This is a genomic window from Rhizobium tibeticum (genome assembly GCF_900110205.1).
GTDB lineage: Bacteria > Pseudomonadota > Alphaproteobacteria > Rhizobiales > Rhizobiaceae > Rhizobium > Rhizobium tibeticum.
In genome coordinates this window covers 113,067-126,755 of record NZ_FOCV01000008.1, presented here as the reverse complement: position 1 = coordinate 126,755, position 13,689 = coordinate 113,067, and the positions used below count along the sequence as shown (strand labels likewise).

17 protein-coding genes and 1 pseudogene are annotated in these 13,689 nt (G+C 58.6%); 10 read left to right on the top strand and 8 right to left on the bottom strand.

Going from position 1 to position 13,689, the window contains the following annotated elements; genetic code table 11:
- Positions 1-9 precede the first annotated feature (9 nt).
- The 4 genes and pseudogenes from BSG20_RS11245 to fabA form a co-directional block, all read right to left on the bottom strand.
- Positions 10-227, bottom strand: a pseudogene (locus BSG20_RS11245) (IS5/IS1182 family transposase); the annotation flags it as partial.
- Positions 228-435: 208 nt separating this feature from the next.
- A complete protein-coding gene (fabI, locus tag BSG20_RS11240; RefSeq protein WP_024313346.1) occupies positions 436-1,242 on the bottom strand; it encodes an enoyl-ACP reductase FabI in 807 nt (268 codons plus the stop codon).
- Between the two features lie 4 nt (positions 1,243-1,246).
- Positions 1,247-2,470, bottom strand: a complete 1,224-nt coding sequence (fabB, locus tag BSG20_RS11235; RefSeq protein ID WP_072374856.1) for a beta-ketoacyl-ACP synthase I — start codon at positions 2,468-2,470, stop codon at positions 1,247-1,249.
- 59 nt (positions 2,471-2,529) lie between these two features.
- Positions 2,530-3,045, bottom strand: coding sequence for a 3-hydroxyacyl-[acyl-carrier-protein] dehydratase FabA (fabA, locus tag BSG20_RS11230; RefSeq protein WP_024313348.1), 516 nt, complete (start codon positions 3,043-3,045; stop codon positions 2,530-2,532).
- A gap of 303 nt (positions 3,046-3,348) precedes the next feature.
- Between fabA and irrA the strand changes: the two genes are divergently transcribed.
- Entirely contained in the window at positions 3,349-3,768 is a 420-nt protein-coding gene (gene irrA, locus BSG20_RS11225; protein WP_072374859.1) for an iron response transcriptional regulator IrrA, read from the top strand.
- Between the two features lie 2 nt (positions 3,769-3,770).
- Here irrA and BSG20_RS11220 read toward each other — a convergent pair whose 3' ends face one another.
- Positions 3,771-4,406 carry a trimeric intracellular cation channel family protein gene (locus tag BSG20_RS11220; protein ID WP_024313350.1) on the bottom strand — a complete coding sequence of 212 codons (636 nt, stop codon included), beginning with the start codon at positions 4,404-4,406 and terminating at the stop codon, positions 3,771-3,773.
- A gap of 125 nt (positions 4,407-4,531) precedes the next feature.
- Between BSG20_RS11220 and BSG20_RS11215 the strand changes: the two genes are divergently transcribed.
- Positions 4,532-5,014, top strand: coding sequence for a hypothetical protein (locus BSG20_RS11215; protein ID WP_072374861.1), 483 nt, complete (start codon positions 4,532-4,534; stop codon positions 5,012-5,014).
- Positions 5,015-5,019: 5 nt separating this feature from the next.
- On the opposite strand, the gene BSG20_RS11210 is transcribed toward BSG20_RS11215, so the two are convergent.
- The 3 genes from BSG20_RS11210 to BSG20_RS11200 all read right to left on the bottom strand — a co-directional run bounded on the left by BSG20_RS11210 (position 5,020) and on the right by BSG20_RS11200 (position 6,987).
- Positions 5,020-5,805 (bottom strand): YdcF family protein, encoded by a 786-nt coding sequence (locus tag BSG20_RS11210; RefSeq protein WP_072374864.1) that lies wholly within the window; start codon positions 5,803-5,805, stop codon positions 5,020-5,022.
- 64 nt (positions 5,806-5,869) lie between these two features.
- Positions 5,870-6,580, bottom strand: coding sequence for a YoaK family protein (locus BSG20_RS11205; protein ID WP_072374867.1), 711 nt, complete (start codon positions 6,578-6,580; stop codon positions 5,870-5,872).
- 107 nt (positions 6,581-6,687) lie between these two features.
- The gene (locus BSG20_RS11200; RefSeq protein WP_072374870.1) at positions 6,688-6,987 is read right to left on the bottom strand and encodes a hypothetical protein; all 300 of its coding nucleotides are present in this window, start codon (positions 6,985-6,987) and stop codon (positions 6,688-6,690) included.
- Positions 6,988-7,414: 427 nt separating this feature from the next.
- On the opposite strand from BSG20_RS11200, the gene BSG20_RS11195 reads away from it, so the two are divergent.
- The 8 genes from BSG20_RS11195 to BSG20_RS11160 all read left to right on the top strand — a co-directional run bounded on the left by BSG20_RS11195 (position 7,415) and on the right by BSG20_RS11160 (position 13,655).
- Complete coding sequence (locus BSG20_RS11195; protein WP_072374873.1) at positions 7,415-8,767, top strand: site-specific integrase; 1,353 nt, start codon at positions 7,415-7,417, stop codon at positions 8,765-8,767.
- A gap of 95 nt (positions 8,768-8,862) precedes the next feature.
- Entirely contained in the window at positions 8,863-10,599 is a 1,737-nt protein-coding gene (locus BSG20_RS11190; RefSeq protein ID WP_072374876.1) for a hypothetical protein, read from the top strand.
- A 134-nt stretch (positions 10,600-10,733) separates the two neighbouring features.
- Positions 10,734-10,937 (top strand): helix-turn-helix transcriptional regulator, encoded by a 204-nt coding sequence (locus tag BSG20_RS11185; protein WP_072374879.1) that lies wholly within the window; start codon positions 10,734-10,736, stop codon positions 10,935-10,937.
- Positions 10,938-10,947: 10 nt separating this feature from the next.
- A complete protein-coding gene (locus BSG20_RS11180) occupies positions 10,948-11,166 on the top strand; it encodes a hypothetical protein (RefSeq protein WP_143147473.1) in 219 nt (72 codons plus the stop codon).
- Positions 11,163-11,453 carry a winged helix domain-containing protein gene (locus BSG20_RS11175; RefSeq protein WP_072374885.1) on the top strand — a complete coding sequence of 97 codons (291 nt, stop codon included), beginning with the start codon at positions 11,163-11,165 and terminating at the stop codon, positions 11,451-11,453. The genes BSG20_RS11180 and BSG20_RS11175 overlap by 4 nt, the downstream gene beginning before the upstream one ends.
- The gene (locus BSG20_RS11170; RefSeq protein ID WP_072374888.1) at positions 11,450-11,635 is read left to right on the top strand and encodes a hypothetical protein; all 186 of its coding nucleotides are present in this window, start codon (positions 11,450-11,452) and stop codon (positions 11,633-11,635) included. Before BSG20_RS11175 ends, BSG20_RS11170 begins: the two co-directional genes overlap by 4 nt.
- The gene (locus BSG20_RS11165; RefSeq protein ID WP_093041120.1) at positions 11,632-12,147 is read left to right on the top strand and encodes a hypothetical protein; all 516 of its coding nucleotides are present in this window, start codon (positions 11,632-11,634) and stop codon (positions 12,145-12,147) included. Before BSG20_RS11170 ends, BSG20_RS11165 begins: the two co-directional genes overlap by 4 nt.
- Positions 12,144-13,655 carry a YfjI family protein gene (locus tag BSG20_RS11160; protein ID WP_167371557.1) on the top strand — a complete coding sequence of 504 codons (1,512 nt, stop codon included), beginning with the start codon at positions 12,144-12,146 and terminating at the stop codon, positions 13,653-13,655. The genes BSG20_RS11165 and BSG20_RS11160 overlap by 4 nt, the downstream gene beginning before the upstream one ends.
- The last annotated feature ends 34 nt before the right edge of the window (positions 13,656-13,689 follow it).

Here is a 13,689-nt window from a genome sequence, read left to right as displayed (position 1 = left end):
GGAGGGAAGTACAGCACCGACGTCGAAGCCGAACCGCTCACGCTGGCGGTCCAGCCGGTCGAGATAGACGATACTGTCATGCACATTGGCGGGCGTGACATGGGTATCGGTGATGAGCGCAAGCTTGCCATCCACCGTGCGGTGATCGAGGTAGAAGAAGCCCTTTGGCTTGCCGTCGCGCACCATGTAACCGCTGTCGGCCCGGTGCGCGACACCTTCGTTTCCTTCACCTGAAGTCGATCACCGCGTCGATCTTGCGAAGCAGATGAGCCTTCGGCACCAGGCTATCGAGCGTCACCATCTCAAGGGCAGTCTGGCAGGGAGCAGGTTTCTTCAACATGTCCCAATGAATCACAAACCCCTGAACGGTGCCAGGGGTTTGTCAGCAGTCTGAAGGCGGCCATCGATCGCCTTTTTTGTCGCATCAGTTGACGCTCACTCGACGTCTGCCCTGCGCAGCGCTTCGAGCGTCGGCATCGAGGTGATGTTGAAACCGGCATCGACGAAATGGATTTCGCCGGTGACGCCAGCGGCAAGGTCCGACAGGAGGTAAAGGGCGGAATTGCCGACCTGATCGATCGTCACCGTTTTGCGCAGCGGCGAGTTGCGCTGGTTCCAGGATAGGATCGCGCGCGCATCGGAAATACCGGCACCGGCGAGGGTGCGGATCGGGCCTGCGGAGATCGCGTTGACGCGAACACCCTTGGGACCGTAATCCGCAGCCAGATACCGCACAGACGCCTCGAGAGCCGCTTTGGCGACGCCCATGACGTTGTAGTTCGGGATGACGCGCGTCGAACCGTTATAGGTCAGAGTCAGCATCGAGCCGCCTTCGTTCATCAGCGGCGCACAGCGCTTGGCGATCTCGGTGAAGGAGAAACAGGAGATAACCATCGTGCGGCTGAAGTTTTCGCGCGTGGTGTCGGCGTAGAGGCCCTTCAGCTCGTTCTTGTCCGAGAAGCCGATGGCGTGGACGACGAAGTCGAGCGCGCCCCAGCGCTCCTTGATGGCATCGACGGTGGTATCGACAGATGCGATGTCCTCGACATCGCACGGCAGGACGAAGTCGGAACCGACTTCTGCCGCCAGCGGCTTGACGCGCTTGCCGAGCGCGTCGCCCTGATAGGTGAAGGCGAGCTCGGCTCCTTGCGCTGCCAGTGCTTTCGAAATTCCCCAGGCGATGGAATGGTTGTTCGCGACGCCCATGATGAGGCCGCGCTTACCCTGCATGATTCCCGTCATATTATTATCCGTTGTAGCGCTGGAAGACGAGCGTGGCGTTGGTACCGCCGAAGCCGAAGGAGTTGGAAAGCGCGATGTCGATCTTGGCGTCGTCGATGCGCTTGCGAACGATCGGAACGCCGTCGAATTCGGGATCAAGCTCGGTGATATGTGCGCTTTCACCGATGAAGCCGGCTTGCATCATCAACAGGGAGTAGATCGATTCCTGCACGCCGGCGGCACCAAGCGAGTGGCCCGTCAGCGACTTCGTCGACTGGATGTGCGGGATCTTGTCGCCAAAGACTTCGCGGATCGCGCCGATTTCCTTGCTGTCGCCAACCGGGGTCGAGGTTCCGTGCGTGTTGACGTAGTCGACGTCGCCCTTAACGGTGGCAAGCGCCTGGCGCATGCAGCGGATCGCGCCTTCGCCCGATGGTGCAACCATGTCGTAGCCGTCGGAGGTCGCGCCGTAGCCGACGATTTCGGCATAGATCTTCGCGCCACGTGCCTTTGCGCGCTCAAGCTCTTCGAGAACGAGGACACCGGCGCCACCGGCGATCACGAAACCGTCGCGGCTGACGTCATACGCACGCGAGGCCGTTGCTGGCGTGTCGTTGTATTTGGAGGACATGGCGCCCATGGCATCGAAGAGGTTCGACATCGTCCAGTCAAGGTCCTCGTGGCCGCCGGCGAACATGATGTCCTGTTTGCCCCACTGGATCATTTCCGCAGCATTGCCGATGCAGTGCGCCGAGGTTGAGCAGGCCGACGAGATTGAGTAGTTGACGCCGTGGATCTTGAACCAGGTGGCAAGCGTCGCCGATGCGGTCGAGGACATCGCCTTCGGCACGGCAAATGGGCCGATGCGCTTCGGGCTGTTGTTCTTGATGGTGATGTCGGCCGCTTCGATCAGTGTGCGCGTCGACGGGCCGCCGGAGCCCATGATGATGCCGGTGCGCTCGTTATTGCTGATGTCACTCTCTTCCAGACCGGAATCGGCAATCGCCTGCTTCATAGCGACATGATTCCAGGCGCCGCCCTGCGACAGGAACCGCATGGCGCGACGATCGACCAGGTCGGTCGGATCCAGTGTCGGGCGCCCCCAGACTTGGCACTTGAAGCCGTGTTCTGCGAAATCGTTGGAAAAGGAAATGCCGGACTTGGCATCGCGCAGCGAGGCAGTGACCTCGGCGGCATCATTGCCGATCGAGGAAACAACGCCCAGACCCGTGACAACTACCCGTCTCATGTGTTTCGACCTTTTCGTTTTTTCTAACTTGGAAAGCCGGGCAAGCGTGCCCGGAGCAATCAGGCGGCCTTGTCCTTAGACAGTCCCACGCGCAGGTCGCTTGCCTGATAGATGACCTCGCCGTCGGCCTTGAGCCAGCCGTCGGCGGTGCCAAGTACGAGGCGGCCACGCATGACGCGCTTGAAATCGATGCCGTACTCAAGGAGCTTCGTCGTCGGACGAATCATGCCCTTGAACTTCACTTCGCCGGTCGAAAGGGCCATGCCGCGCCCCTGTTCACCCAGCCAACCCAGGAAGAAGCCAGTCAACTGCCACATGCCGTCGAGGCCAAGGCAGCCTGGCATGATCGGGTTGCCGGCGAAGTGGCAGGGAAAATACCAGTCGTCAGGCTTCACATCATATTCCGCGCGAATGTAGCCCTTGTCGAAGCTGCCACCCGTTTCGGAAATGTCTGTAATGCGATGAACCATCAACATCGGCGGGAGGGGGAGCTGCGCATTGCCCTGGCCGAACAGTTCGCCGCGGCCGCAGGCCAGAATTTCCTCGTAGTTGAAGCTGGATTGTTTCGTCGCCATGAAAACTCTAATTCCCCCCGCAACTCTGCCGATGGATGTGAACGTTTAGTCCAAGTTCAGCGGAAAATGAAGCATAAGCATGACTGAGCTTCACCCACCTTCGGAGGACCGGCTGCGCGCCTTATTTGGTGGTCGCATACAGGAAGGCCAAGCCCCCGGCCAGCACTAATTGCGCCAAAAGCCCGATTTCGCGGCGCTTTCGCACTCTTTGTCCCCATTGCAACTATTGAAACGCTTTTGCGCAAAAGTTATATGGCTACTGAAACCTGATTACTTGACGCTAGATTAACCGGAGTTTGACGGATGGTGGCAGAGGCCCCGCTTACCATAGAGGTACGGCTGAGAAGCGCCGGCTTGCGTCCGACGCGCCAGCGTGTCGCACTTGGCGACCTGCTCTTTGCCAAGGGCGATCGGCATCTGACCGTCGAGGAGCTCCACGAGGAGGCCGTGCAGGCGGGCGTTCCGGTGTCGCTGGCAACTGTCTACAACACGCTGCACCAGTTCACCGAAGCGGGCATGATCCGGGTTCTCGCGGTGGAAAGCGCCAAAACCTATTTCGACACCAACGTCTCCGACCACCACCACTTCTTCATCGAAGGCGAAAATGACGTGCTGGATATTCCGGTCAGCAATCTGACCATCGGCAATCTGCCGGAGCCACCGGAAGGCCTGGAGATTGCGCATGTCGACGTGGTGATCCGCCTACGCCCGAAGCGGCGCTGATTTCACATCACATCATCAGGGTGCCGGCCGGGCTTGGCTTTGTAAGTTGGAAAGGTCCAGCCGAAATACAGCGCGCCGCCGCGCACTGAGAATGCCGCGATCACGCCGACCGCAGAGGCCGCATAAAGTGGCAGGTCGAGCGCGTGTGCAGCCGTAAAAATGCCGCTGCCGACGAGTGCTGCCGTGATGTAGATTTCAGGCCGCAACAGCACAGACGGCTCATTTGCCAGGAGATCGCGCAGGATGCCGCCGAACGTCGCCGTCAGTGTCCCAGTGACGATGCCGATCGTTGGCGAGCCCGTGGCGGCGAGGCCCTTCGCCGCACCCATCACGCAATAGGCGGAGAGCCCGACGGCATCCAGCCAGATCAGCAGGCGATAGCGCGACTCGACAAGGTGGGCGGTAAAGAACACCAGGATGCCGACGGCGCAGCAGACGATGACGTAGGTGGGATTCAGAACCCAGAATACCGGCACGCGACCAAGGACAATGTCACGCACCGTGCCACCCCCGGTGCCGGTAACGATCGCAAAGAAGAGAAAGCCGATCAGGTCGAGCTGCTTGCGTGAGGCTGCGAGCGCTCCTGTTGCCGCAAAGAGCGCAACGCCGGCATAATCCACGTAGACGAACAGCGGCATGCAGTCCTCCAGAGCCGACGCGTATCTTTGCGAAATATGAATCACGGCGGCAAGGGCGGCGCAAGGCGGATCAAGCAAACTGTTCGGCCAACAGCGTCCTTATCCGACCAAAAGAGAAGCCCCTCGTGAAAACGCTCCTGATCGCTTTGAACATTGCCGCGCTGCTCGCCGCTCCCGCTGCGGCTTTTGCCCAGCAATCCCTTATCTCGGACCCGGAGATCTATGAGAAGAAGCACTTCCAGGAGCAGTGCACCAAGGCCGAATTCTCGGATGGCTTCATCATCCGCCAGGATATCAACAATGACGGCCTGATTGATGCCGTCGTGAACGAGGGTGAGCTGACCTGCGACGGCGAGAAGGGCCCACAGTGCAATGACGACGGCTGCACCTACAATTTCTATCTGCAGGTCGCCGAAGGTGGCTACTTCATGATCGCGACCGCCCAGATCTATGGCTACGACTTCGTGAAGCGCTTCGGCAACATGGTGTTGGCAATGAAAATGCATCCGCGCTTCTGCGATCGGCCGGATGCCGACAAGGGGAAGGAGCCCTGCATTGTCACAGCCCGTGTGCGCGGCACCAAGTTCGTGACGATCTCCAAGAAATAGCTCGTTCAGCCGGGATAGAGCTCTGAAATGCGGCCGGCAAGGTAGTAGCCGACAAGCCCGAACCATTCGCGGATTGCTGTCGCCAGGTTCTGCGAATTCCGGCTCGGTTGCGTGAAGTCGAGGCCAAGCCTCTCCCGCCCGTCGGTGCGGTAGTCTGTTGGCCATGGCATCACGTCGATACCAAGCTTGCGGAAGATGCCGACCGAGCGCGGCATATGATAGCCGGAGGTGATCAGCAGGCAGTTCGAAAGGCCTTGGCTCGCCAGAAGATCCTTGGTGTTCATGGCGTTTTCGAAGGTCGTCCGGGACGTCGTTTCTTCAACCAGGCGTTCCCCAGTGATGCCGAACATCGGGAAGAAACGCGCCGATATCACCGCGTCGCCTTCATAGATGCCGGAGATCGATCCATCGCCGCCTGAAATCAGGATTCGCGCCTGCGGATATTTCTGTGCCAGGCGCAGTGCCTCGACGAAGCGATCGGCGCCGGCATTGAGCTCTATACCATGGCGCGCGGTATTCACTTCGTTCTCGAAAGCGCCGCCCAGCACGATCATGCACTGCAGGCTGGCCGGATCCTGCGGTTTTACAAACCGACCCTCCAGTCCCTGCAGAAGGTAGTTGCCGACGGTCGTGTAGAGCGTGACGAACAGGATGAGGCCCGCAATTGCGGAGGAAGCGAGGCTTGTCTTGCGCCAACGGACAAGGCCCGCCACCAAGGCAAGCACGACGCAAAGAAAAGCGAGCGACAAAGGTTGCCCGAACACCCAGATGAACTTTGAAAAGAGAAACAAGGATGCCTTCCTCTAGCGGTTTCCGCGCGCCTCTATCTGAACCGGTGGGGCTTTATTGCGACCGTCACTTCATGCGCGTTGCCGAACGTGGCGCGGCGTTGAACCGGCGTTGCGTACGTTTCGGAATCAAGAGGGTAGCGAGCGCAACCAACATCGCAAAAACGGCAATCAGCCACAGCGCCGCTGCCCCCGCGATCTGTGTCAGCAGCGCCCCAACGATCGCTCCAGCCAGCATGCCGACCCAAGGCACGATCTGGATGGTCCAGTCCACTCGCCTGTCGCCGACGATCCAGCGTCCGAGACCGCGTCCGAAACGCGAGAGGGCTCCTGTGACATAAGTCAGGCCGATCGGTAGCCCTTCGATCTGCTCTACCGCCGCGTTCACCATCCCCATCGAGGCAACAATGAGATAGAAACGCGGCATCGCCAGGCTCTCGCCCGCCATGAGCGAGGCGGTTGCGAGCACGATACTGACGCATGAAAGCACAACAAACGTACGACGGTCGGCAAAATAAGCGAGCACGATGCCGGCGGCATTTCCAAGCACGAAGACTACGATCGCCAAAAGAAGAATAGTTGCATGTCGCAGGTTGCCATCGCCGAGTGACAACGCGGCGCGCGTCGTGTTGCCCGTCATGAACGACACGAAGTCTCCTGTCAGTGCGAGGCCCGTCGCATCCGTCATACCAGCCAGAAAGGAGATCGCGCCGGCAAGGGTCAGGCCCGTTGCCGTTCTGCGCGTATGAATGATCCGCCGCCGTTTTTCTCGTGTCATTGAACCAAGGCTCCACTCCGCCGGACAAGGCGGCATCGAAACCATAGCGGGTGTTGCTAAAAAATTGGCAAAGCAATGGCGCGCGAAGCGCTACCGCAATTTGTTGTTCAGTTGACGGTGGCTGGCGATCTCGCGACATCCGGCGCGCTCAGCACATAGGTCTGCTCCATCAGATCGTGATGGCGCTTCGGCCAAGCGAAGCCGGTGAGGGCCGGGAGGTAGGTCTTGGGAAGAAAAAAGTCTTCGCTGCCTTTGCGATTCAGCATGCCCACCAACTCATCGCCTTCCTCGGCGGTAACCATGTCTATGACAAACCCGTCGAGCACGGCTTTTTGGCCGGTGATGTCGTCAAACACTGTCCAATAGATGTTGAGGTTCTTGCGCAGGCTATATCTCTGGGCTTCCATGGGAGAATCCTCCGGCTTACCGAAATCGCCAGGCTTCTGCGCAGAATTGGATGGTGGCGCAGTACCTTGGAACACCCTGATAGAAGACCATGATCGCTCCGCGAAATGAATCGTACAGACATATAGACAGCCTATCCATTCGGATAGGATCTGGTGGACCTTCGCCGGACGCGCATCCCGACACAGGCGTTTCAATGGAATAAGACGAGGCGGTATTCCATGTTCGGAAGATTTGGTGGAGCTAAGCGGGATCGAACCGCTGACCTCTTGCATGCCATGCAATGGGCCATCGTTTCCGGGTGTTACCGCATGCCATCGCACCTTGCCGTAACACCTTCCATTTCAATGAAAATATAGTAGGATGCCTCCGCATGTTTCCGCTGGTTTCCGATTTTGTACTTCCCCGGTGTTTCCCTGGAATATTTTCATGGCAAAAAAAGACGCTCCAATTACCTCCGCTACCTCAGCAGAAATCACTTTAAGCTTGCTTAAGCGGATAGAGGCGGGAGAGAGCGAATATCTTGTCTCCGACACCAGTACGACGGGCTTCGCAGTCCGTGTTCGTCCCTCCGGGGCAATGTCCTATGTGGTGTTCTACAGATTTGGCAGCGGCAGAGCTGGCATTCCCCGCAAGTACACGATTGGCAGCACCAAGAAGGTGACACCCGACGAGGCTAGGCGCGTCGCTAAGACCGTGCTGGCCGACGTCGTGCAAGGGAAGGACCCTGCAAAAGAAAAGAGCGTTGAGCGGGCGTCTCTGACCTTTGACGCCATGAAGAGTGAATACCTGCTGTCGATCGACGCCAAGCAGAAGAGCTCAACATACAAGCTATACGCCCATTGGCTCGACCTCGCTTCCGAAACGCTCGGCCGCAAGAAGGCGAAGGATGTCGGAACAGGCGAAATCGAGAGGCTGCATGTCTCCTTAAAGGACAAGCCCATAACGGCGAACAGGGTCCTGTCCACGATTAGCTCCATGTACACCTGGGGGATGGACACAAAAGCCATCCCGAAGATTGAGAACCCCGCGAGCGGCATCAAAAAATACCCCGAGGATAATCGAGAGCGATATCTGACGAGCGACGAGCTCGGCCGCCTCGGCGATGCCATCCGAGAGGCGGAAACGGACGGTATTTCATGGGATCCGGACCCTGACAAAAAGGTCAAGCACGCGCCGAAGGCGGAGAATCGGCGGATCAAAATCGATCAGTTCTCTGCCGCAGCCATCCGTCTGTTCATACTGACAGGAGCTCGCCGCGGCGAAATTCTAAAGCTGAAGTGGTCGAACGTTGATCTGCAGCGCGGGCTGCTCTTCCTCGATGACAGCAAGACCAGGAAGAAAACCATCATCCTGAATGGGCCAGCGCAGCTCATTCTGACTGAGTTGCCGAAGGTCGGTCCATACGTCATCCCTGGGGAGCCGAAGGTCCTTGAAGGTGGCAAGATTCAGCACCGTCCTCGATCGGACCTCAAGCGGCCTTGGCATCACGTTCGGAATCGCGCCGGGCTCGACGCTTCCGCTGATGACGCGAAACTCCGGGTCCGTATCCACGACCTGCGGCACACTCATGCCTCGGTCGGCGTCGAAGCGAATCTGAGCCTCCAGATCATTGGAAAGCTGCTTGGACACACACAGATGAAGACGACTGAACGTTACGCGCATCTCGCCGACGATCCGAAGCGGCACGCGTCCGACCTTATTGGCTCCAAGATTGTCGATGCCATGGGCGACCGTCCCCGGCGCGAAAACGTACATCCATTGCGACCAGGAAAGGGCTGATCGCTATCATACTGCAGGGATAGGACGGCCATCCGACAAGCTGGGTAGCACCCCCAGCTTCCCTGCGGCCCTATTGGTGCCGTGCGAGGTGCAGCATGGACGACGAGAGCAAGTTTTGGATTGATAAGACGCGTTGGCAAGAGGACGCGATGGGCTACGTGTTTCTTGGGAACGCTGTAAATCGCGTAGGCAAGTTTCTTTTCCCGGGAGAATGGGATGAAAGCGAAACCTACACGGACGCGCCTTATTCCTTCTGGCGTCAGATAGACGGCACGGTATGGAGAATCACACCCGAGGAAGCAACCCCGCGGCAGAAGATGGACATTCACCGCCTGTTGGTCAGAGGTAGACCGGAGTTTGGTCGGGATCCGGAGATAAAGCGAGGACGGTTTGGTCCAGTCGTTGCCGATTTTTCACACCAAGAGTGGAATGCTGGCATCGACGAGGCACAGCGCATCAACGCGGAACGGCAGTCGAAACTGAACCGGAAAGCCGAGGTCCGTCGTTTCATAAAGAAAGCAATCCTGGACGGATCATTGCGTTTTGTATTGCTCCCCCAACGTGGCGGCTCATTTTCTGAGCCGCAAGACAGGGCGTGGTGGAACCGCAAGGACCACAACCAGATCTTTGTCTGGTGCCAGATGAATCCCCAAAGTCCGCTCAGCGTAGGAGTGGGCGGCGACGGCTATCAGCACGTTTTCGTTGATGGAAGCGACCTAGACAACCTCATGGGCGCCAAGCCGTTGAAAAGCGCTGGAAAACAGGGCCTAGCTACACTGTCTCGTGAAATCCTGATCGAGGCCATCGAGACAGGTCAGATGTCTCCTGCCCAAGAAAAATTCATGGATGATGCCGCCCAGGAGGGCTTCCATTTCTGGAGCAATCCCAGTGCTTGGCCCAGAGATACGCGCGAGTACATCTTTCTCGCCCGCGTGGTCAATCAGATCGGGCAGAAGCTTTTCCCGGACGATTGGCGGGAAGACGAAATGTCAGAAATTTTCCTGCCTCGGTTCAAGGAAGGGAAGGTCCCCGTCGTCAAACCGGGCAGCTATGCGGAACTCTATTTGAGCACGGTCGCCGACACCGTTGAGAAAAAACATGGCGTGAAGCTTGCGCCGTTAGATGGCTACCTCAAGTACATCGCTGGGGACCGATTGAAGTCGCGCGAGCGGATCGCGAAGACCGCTGAAATGCTCATTGATGCGGTCGTTCATGGCGACCTAGTTGTTTTCGGTCAGAGGATCGGTGGTGGCACAGGTTTCGAGGAGATGCCGGCCATTGAATGGACAAGCGACGAGGCAGCCGATTGGCTCATGTTCTGTCATCAGGGCCCCTACGCTCACTCCCCGGCTCGATTGAAAAGAACGTTGGGAGCGCATGATCTGCCAAAGTCTCTTTTCGTGCAGCGGTCATCGCTCGACCGATACATGCAACTTTGGGAGCAGCACGGCGAATTTTTTCCATATCTGATCCGATACCCAGAAGACGGGGCCGCGTCACCAAGCCCTGTCGCCGCTGTCGATGTTGTTTTGGATGATCCAGGTGAGGACAACGTGACGCTCACTGCCGAGCCAGACTCAGCATCGGACCCGCAACTATCTCCAATCATTATCGATCGCATTAGGGCGAACGGGGGAATTGCGTCATTGAGCCCCGGAGAGCGGCAGATCTTGGAGGTGATAGAAGCTCTTGGCGGCACGGTTGCATCACTCCCACCCCGCAGAATGAACTATCTTGAAGTTATCCGAAATCAGGTGCGCGGGACGCCGCCCTCTAACTCCACTATCGACCGATTTATCGGGATGTACGTGCCGGAGCTGAAACGAAAGTAGTCAGCTATCGTCAATTACCGTCACGCTTAGTCACGGATCACCACCCACCTATCTGACTGATTTCGTCGCCTGCACCCTCCTCCTGTCATCTCAACCCGCCGCGTGTCGTCGGGTCCGGAAAAACAGGAGCAAGCATGTCGAACGAATCCCGTCCCAAACTTCGAACCGCTGAGGCGGCCGAGTACCTGACCATTGGAGCTTCAACCCTGGAGAAGCTCCGCGCTGCTGGCGGCGGTCCCGCATACTGCAAGGTTGGTAAGTCGGTCGTTTATGACCCGGCAGACCTAGATGCCTGGCTGTCGGGCAGCCGTCGCACCTCCACTTCGGTCGCGGCGTGAGGGTATGGCCATGACGAAAACAACAAACCCGGCGGCGCGTGCAGGCGCCATCCGGGTTCTGGAAATCGGAGCAACCGCCAAGCCGCTCGATATCTGGAACCCTACCGAAAACGCCTCTGAACTTCAATCGGAATTGCTGGCAGTCAGCTCCGTCATGCGTCGCTTCCGTGTGTCCCTCTGGCATGCAAAGGCGATCTGCTGCCTCTCCGGTCTCGGAGGTGCGGCATGACAAAGCGACTCACCATTCGGGCCCGCATCCTTCCGGACGGCCAGCCTATCAAGGTTGTTGGCCGGGAGGCTTGGGCGCTCCAGAACCTCGCTAAGGCTGGCACCAATGGCTGCACGCCGATCGATCATCCTGGCCCGCGCTGGTCTTCCTACGTGCTTGACCTTCGTGGCATGGGCTTCGTCATCGAGACGGTCCATGAAGCACATGGCGGCCAGTTTGCCGGGACACATGCTCGGTACGTCCTTCGCTCGGAAATTGAAATCCTGGCCGAAGCGGAGGCGGCATGATCAGCGCTCCGAACCACGAACAGAAGGTTGTCGCCGCCGCTCAATGGCTTGCCGACCAGAAGGAACCGCCAGTAATGGTGGTTCCGACCATCCGAGAGACCTTCAGTCTCTCCGCACTGGAAGCATGCCACGCCTGCGCGCTTGCACAGAAGTACAGGACCATCCGGAGGGCCTTCGGATGATCGGCCAACACGATCTGAAACTGGAAACGATGGGCGCAGCGCAATTCCTTTGGCTTCACCGCCAGGGCGTTAGCGCGTCCCTCCTCGCTTCCATGGCTCCGGTACAGGTAGTCACTGGTTATCGTGACACTGATGGAAAGTTCGAGCCAGGTCCCGGAGAGACTTACGTCGTCTTCGAAGAGCCGGAAGACTTGATCTTCTGGCAGCCCAAGACGGATGAGTTGCTGACTTGGAACGGCCGAGCATTCGCGTTGAACGAAGCCCGCATCCGGAACCCCTCGACCTACAGCTTCGACGCCAATCTAAATGTCTTCTCCGGTGTTCTCGACTGGCTCCGCGCTGATTGCGACGGCGTTGTCATCGTCGACTGGTCGAAGGCGTTCGATCAATTGCGAGAGGCGCCACGTATCGCCATCGCTGAAGACCTCCTCCGAACGTACAAGACATGGATGCAGCCTCGCCGCCTGCCGGCGCTCTCCGTGATCCAGAATACCGAAAGGCGCGCCGCATGAATGCCCCGACAACCATCTCCATCGCCGACTATGAACGTAGCAAGAGCGAATGGCCGACGCCCGACGCTCGATACCTGCGGTCAGACCTTCCCGAGCCGCCCACTATTCCGCTCGAAGACGTTTTCACGCCTCGCTGGGCAACGTGGATCCGAGTTGCGGCCGAAGCAAAGGCGGCACCTCCTGATTACATCATGGCTGCTGTCTTGGCGTGCTGTGGGTCACTCATCGGCAATTCGCGCTGGGCGACACCGTGGGCAAGCTGGAAGGAGCCGCCCGTCCTCTGGGCCGTTGCCATCGGCAGCCCGTCCATGAACAAATCGCCCGCCCTGGACGCTGTCTTGAATCCGCTGAAGCAAGCCGAGAGGTCGCTTCAAGCCCCTTGGGAAGTGTCGATGGGTGAATGGCGCCAACGTGCCGAGATTGCCAAACTCATGGATGCTGCTTGGAAGGATGATGTCAAAGGGGCGCTCAAGGCTGGTAAGCAGCCACCCGCTCGGCCGGATGGATGCGACGCTGGGCCTGAACCCAAGCAGGTTCGGCTTTCGGTGACTGACGCCACCGTCGAAAGACTAGGCGTTATCGTAGGCAATCAGCCCCGGGGGACGCTCCTGGCTCGCGATGAGTTGTCCGGCTGGTTGCTTAGCATGACGCGATACTCCGGCGGGTCTGATCGCCCATTCTGGTTGGAGGCGTATGGTGGGCGCAGCTACACCGTCGAGCGCATGGGTCGCGACTCGGTGTACATCAGCCATCTTACCGTTGGCGTCATTGGTGGTATTCAGCCCGACAAGTTGCGAACGCTTCTTACGGGTACTGACGATGACGGCCTTCTTGCACGGATGATTCCGATTTGGCCCAGCCCTGCGCCAGTTAAGCGACCCGGCTCGCACTTTGATGAGGTCTTCATCCAGGAAGCAATGCAACGGCTGCTGTCGCTGCAGATGCCGATCGACGAGGAGGGAGCCCATCGTCCTTGGTACGTGCCATTCTCAGAAGACGCTGCGGGCCTGCTTGATCAGTTCCGCGAAGATGTCCGGGCATGGGAAGGACAGGCCGAAGGGCTCCTGCTTTCCTTCATCGGAAAGCTCCCCGGTCTCGCAGTTCGTATTTCCCTCGTCCTGGCGATGATGGAGTTTGCAAGCGGGGAGGCTCCAGAGCCCAAGGAGATTTCGATCGAGCACTTCGGTCGCGCTGCTCATCTCGTCGAAGCTTATCTGCTTCCGATGGCACGCCGTGCCTACGCAGACGCCTCTGTTTCGACGAAGGACAGATCGGCGCGGAGCCTGGTCAAGCTGATCGTCGAGGAGGGGCTGGAGCAATTCAGCAGCCGAGATGTTCTTCGCAAAGACATGAAAGGTCTCTCAACGACTTCAGAGTTGAGCACGGTCATCAAAATCCTGGAGGAGGCAGACATCGTGCGGCTGGCGCCATCCTCTTCCCCGCCTCAGGGTGGGCGTCCCGCGAAGGTGTTCCTCGTAAATCCTGCAGTGCATCGGAGGCAATCATGAGCAAATGGCTTCAGGCTGCGAACACACAGCTACC

Excerpts from the sequence above, each read along its gene's own strand:
- fabI (WP_024313346.1), bottom strand. The coding sequence starts at position 1,242 with ATGACGGGAATCATGCAGGGTAAGCGCGGCCTCATCATGGGCGTCGCG.
- fabB (WP_072374856.1), bottom strand. The coding sequence starts at position 2,470 with ATGAGACGGGTAGTTGTCACGGGTCTGGGCGTTGTTTCCTCGATCGGC.
- fabA (WP_024313348.1), bottom strand. The coding sequence starts at position 3,045 with ATGGCGACGAAACAATCCAGCTTCAACTACGAGGAAATTCTGGCCTGC.
- irrA (WP_072374859.1), top strand. The coding sequence starts at position 3,349 with ATGGTGGCAGAGGCCCCGCTTACCATAGAGGTACGGCTGAGAAGCGCC.
- BSG20_RS11220 (WP_024313350.1), bottom strand. The coding sequence starts at position 4,406 with ATGCCGCTGTTCGTCTACGTGGATTATGCCGGCGTTGCGCTCTTTGCG.
- BSG20_RS11205 (WP_072374867.1), bottom strand. The coding sequence starts at position 6,580 with ATGACACGAGAAAAACGGCGGCGGATCATTCATACGCGCAGAACGGCA.
- BSG20_RS11200 (WP_072374870.1), bottom strand. The coding sequence starts at position 6,987 with ATGGAAGCCCAGAGATATAGCCTGCGCAAGAACCTCAACATCTATTGG.
- BSG20_RS11195 (WP_072374873.1), top strand. The coding sequence starts at position 7,415 with ATGGCAAAAAAAGACGCTCCAATTACCTCCGCTACCTCAGCAGAAATC.
- BSG20_RS11190 (WP_072374876.1), top strand. The coding sequence starts at position 8,863 with ATGGACGACGAGAGCAAGTTTTGGATTGATAAGACGCGTTGGCAAGAG.
- BSG20_RS11185 (WP_072374879.1), top strand. The coding sequence starts at position 10,734 with ATGTCGAACGAATCCCGTCCCAAACTTCGAACCGCTGAGGCGGCCGAG.
- BSG20_RS11180 (WP_143147473.1), top strand. The coding sequence starts at position 10,948 with ATGACGAAAACAACAAACCCGGCGGCGCGTGCAGGCGCCATCCGGGTT.
- BSG20_RS11175 (WP_072374885.1), top strand. The coding sequence starts at position 11,163 with ATGACAAAGCGACTCACCATTCGGGCCCGCATCCTTCCGGACGGCCAG.
- BSG20_RS11170 (WP_072374888.1), top strand. The coding sequence starts at position 11,450 with ATGATCAGCGCTCCGAACCACGAACAGAAGGTTGTCGCCGCCGCTCAA.
- BSG20_RS11165 (WP_093041120.1), top strand. The coding sequence starts at position 11,632 with ATGATCGGCCAACACGATCTGAAACTGGAAACGATGGGCGCAGCGCAA.
- BSG20_RS11160 (WP_167371557.1), top strand. The coding sequence starts at position 12,144 with ATGAATGCCCCGACAACCATCTCCATCGCCGACTATGAACGTAGCAAG.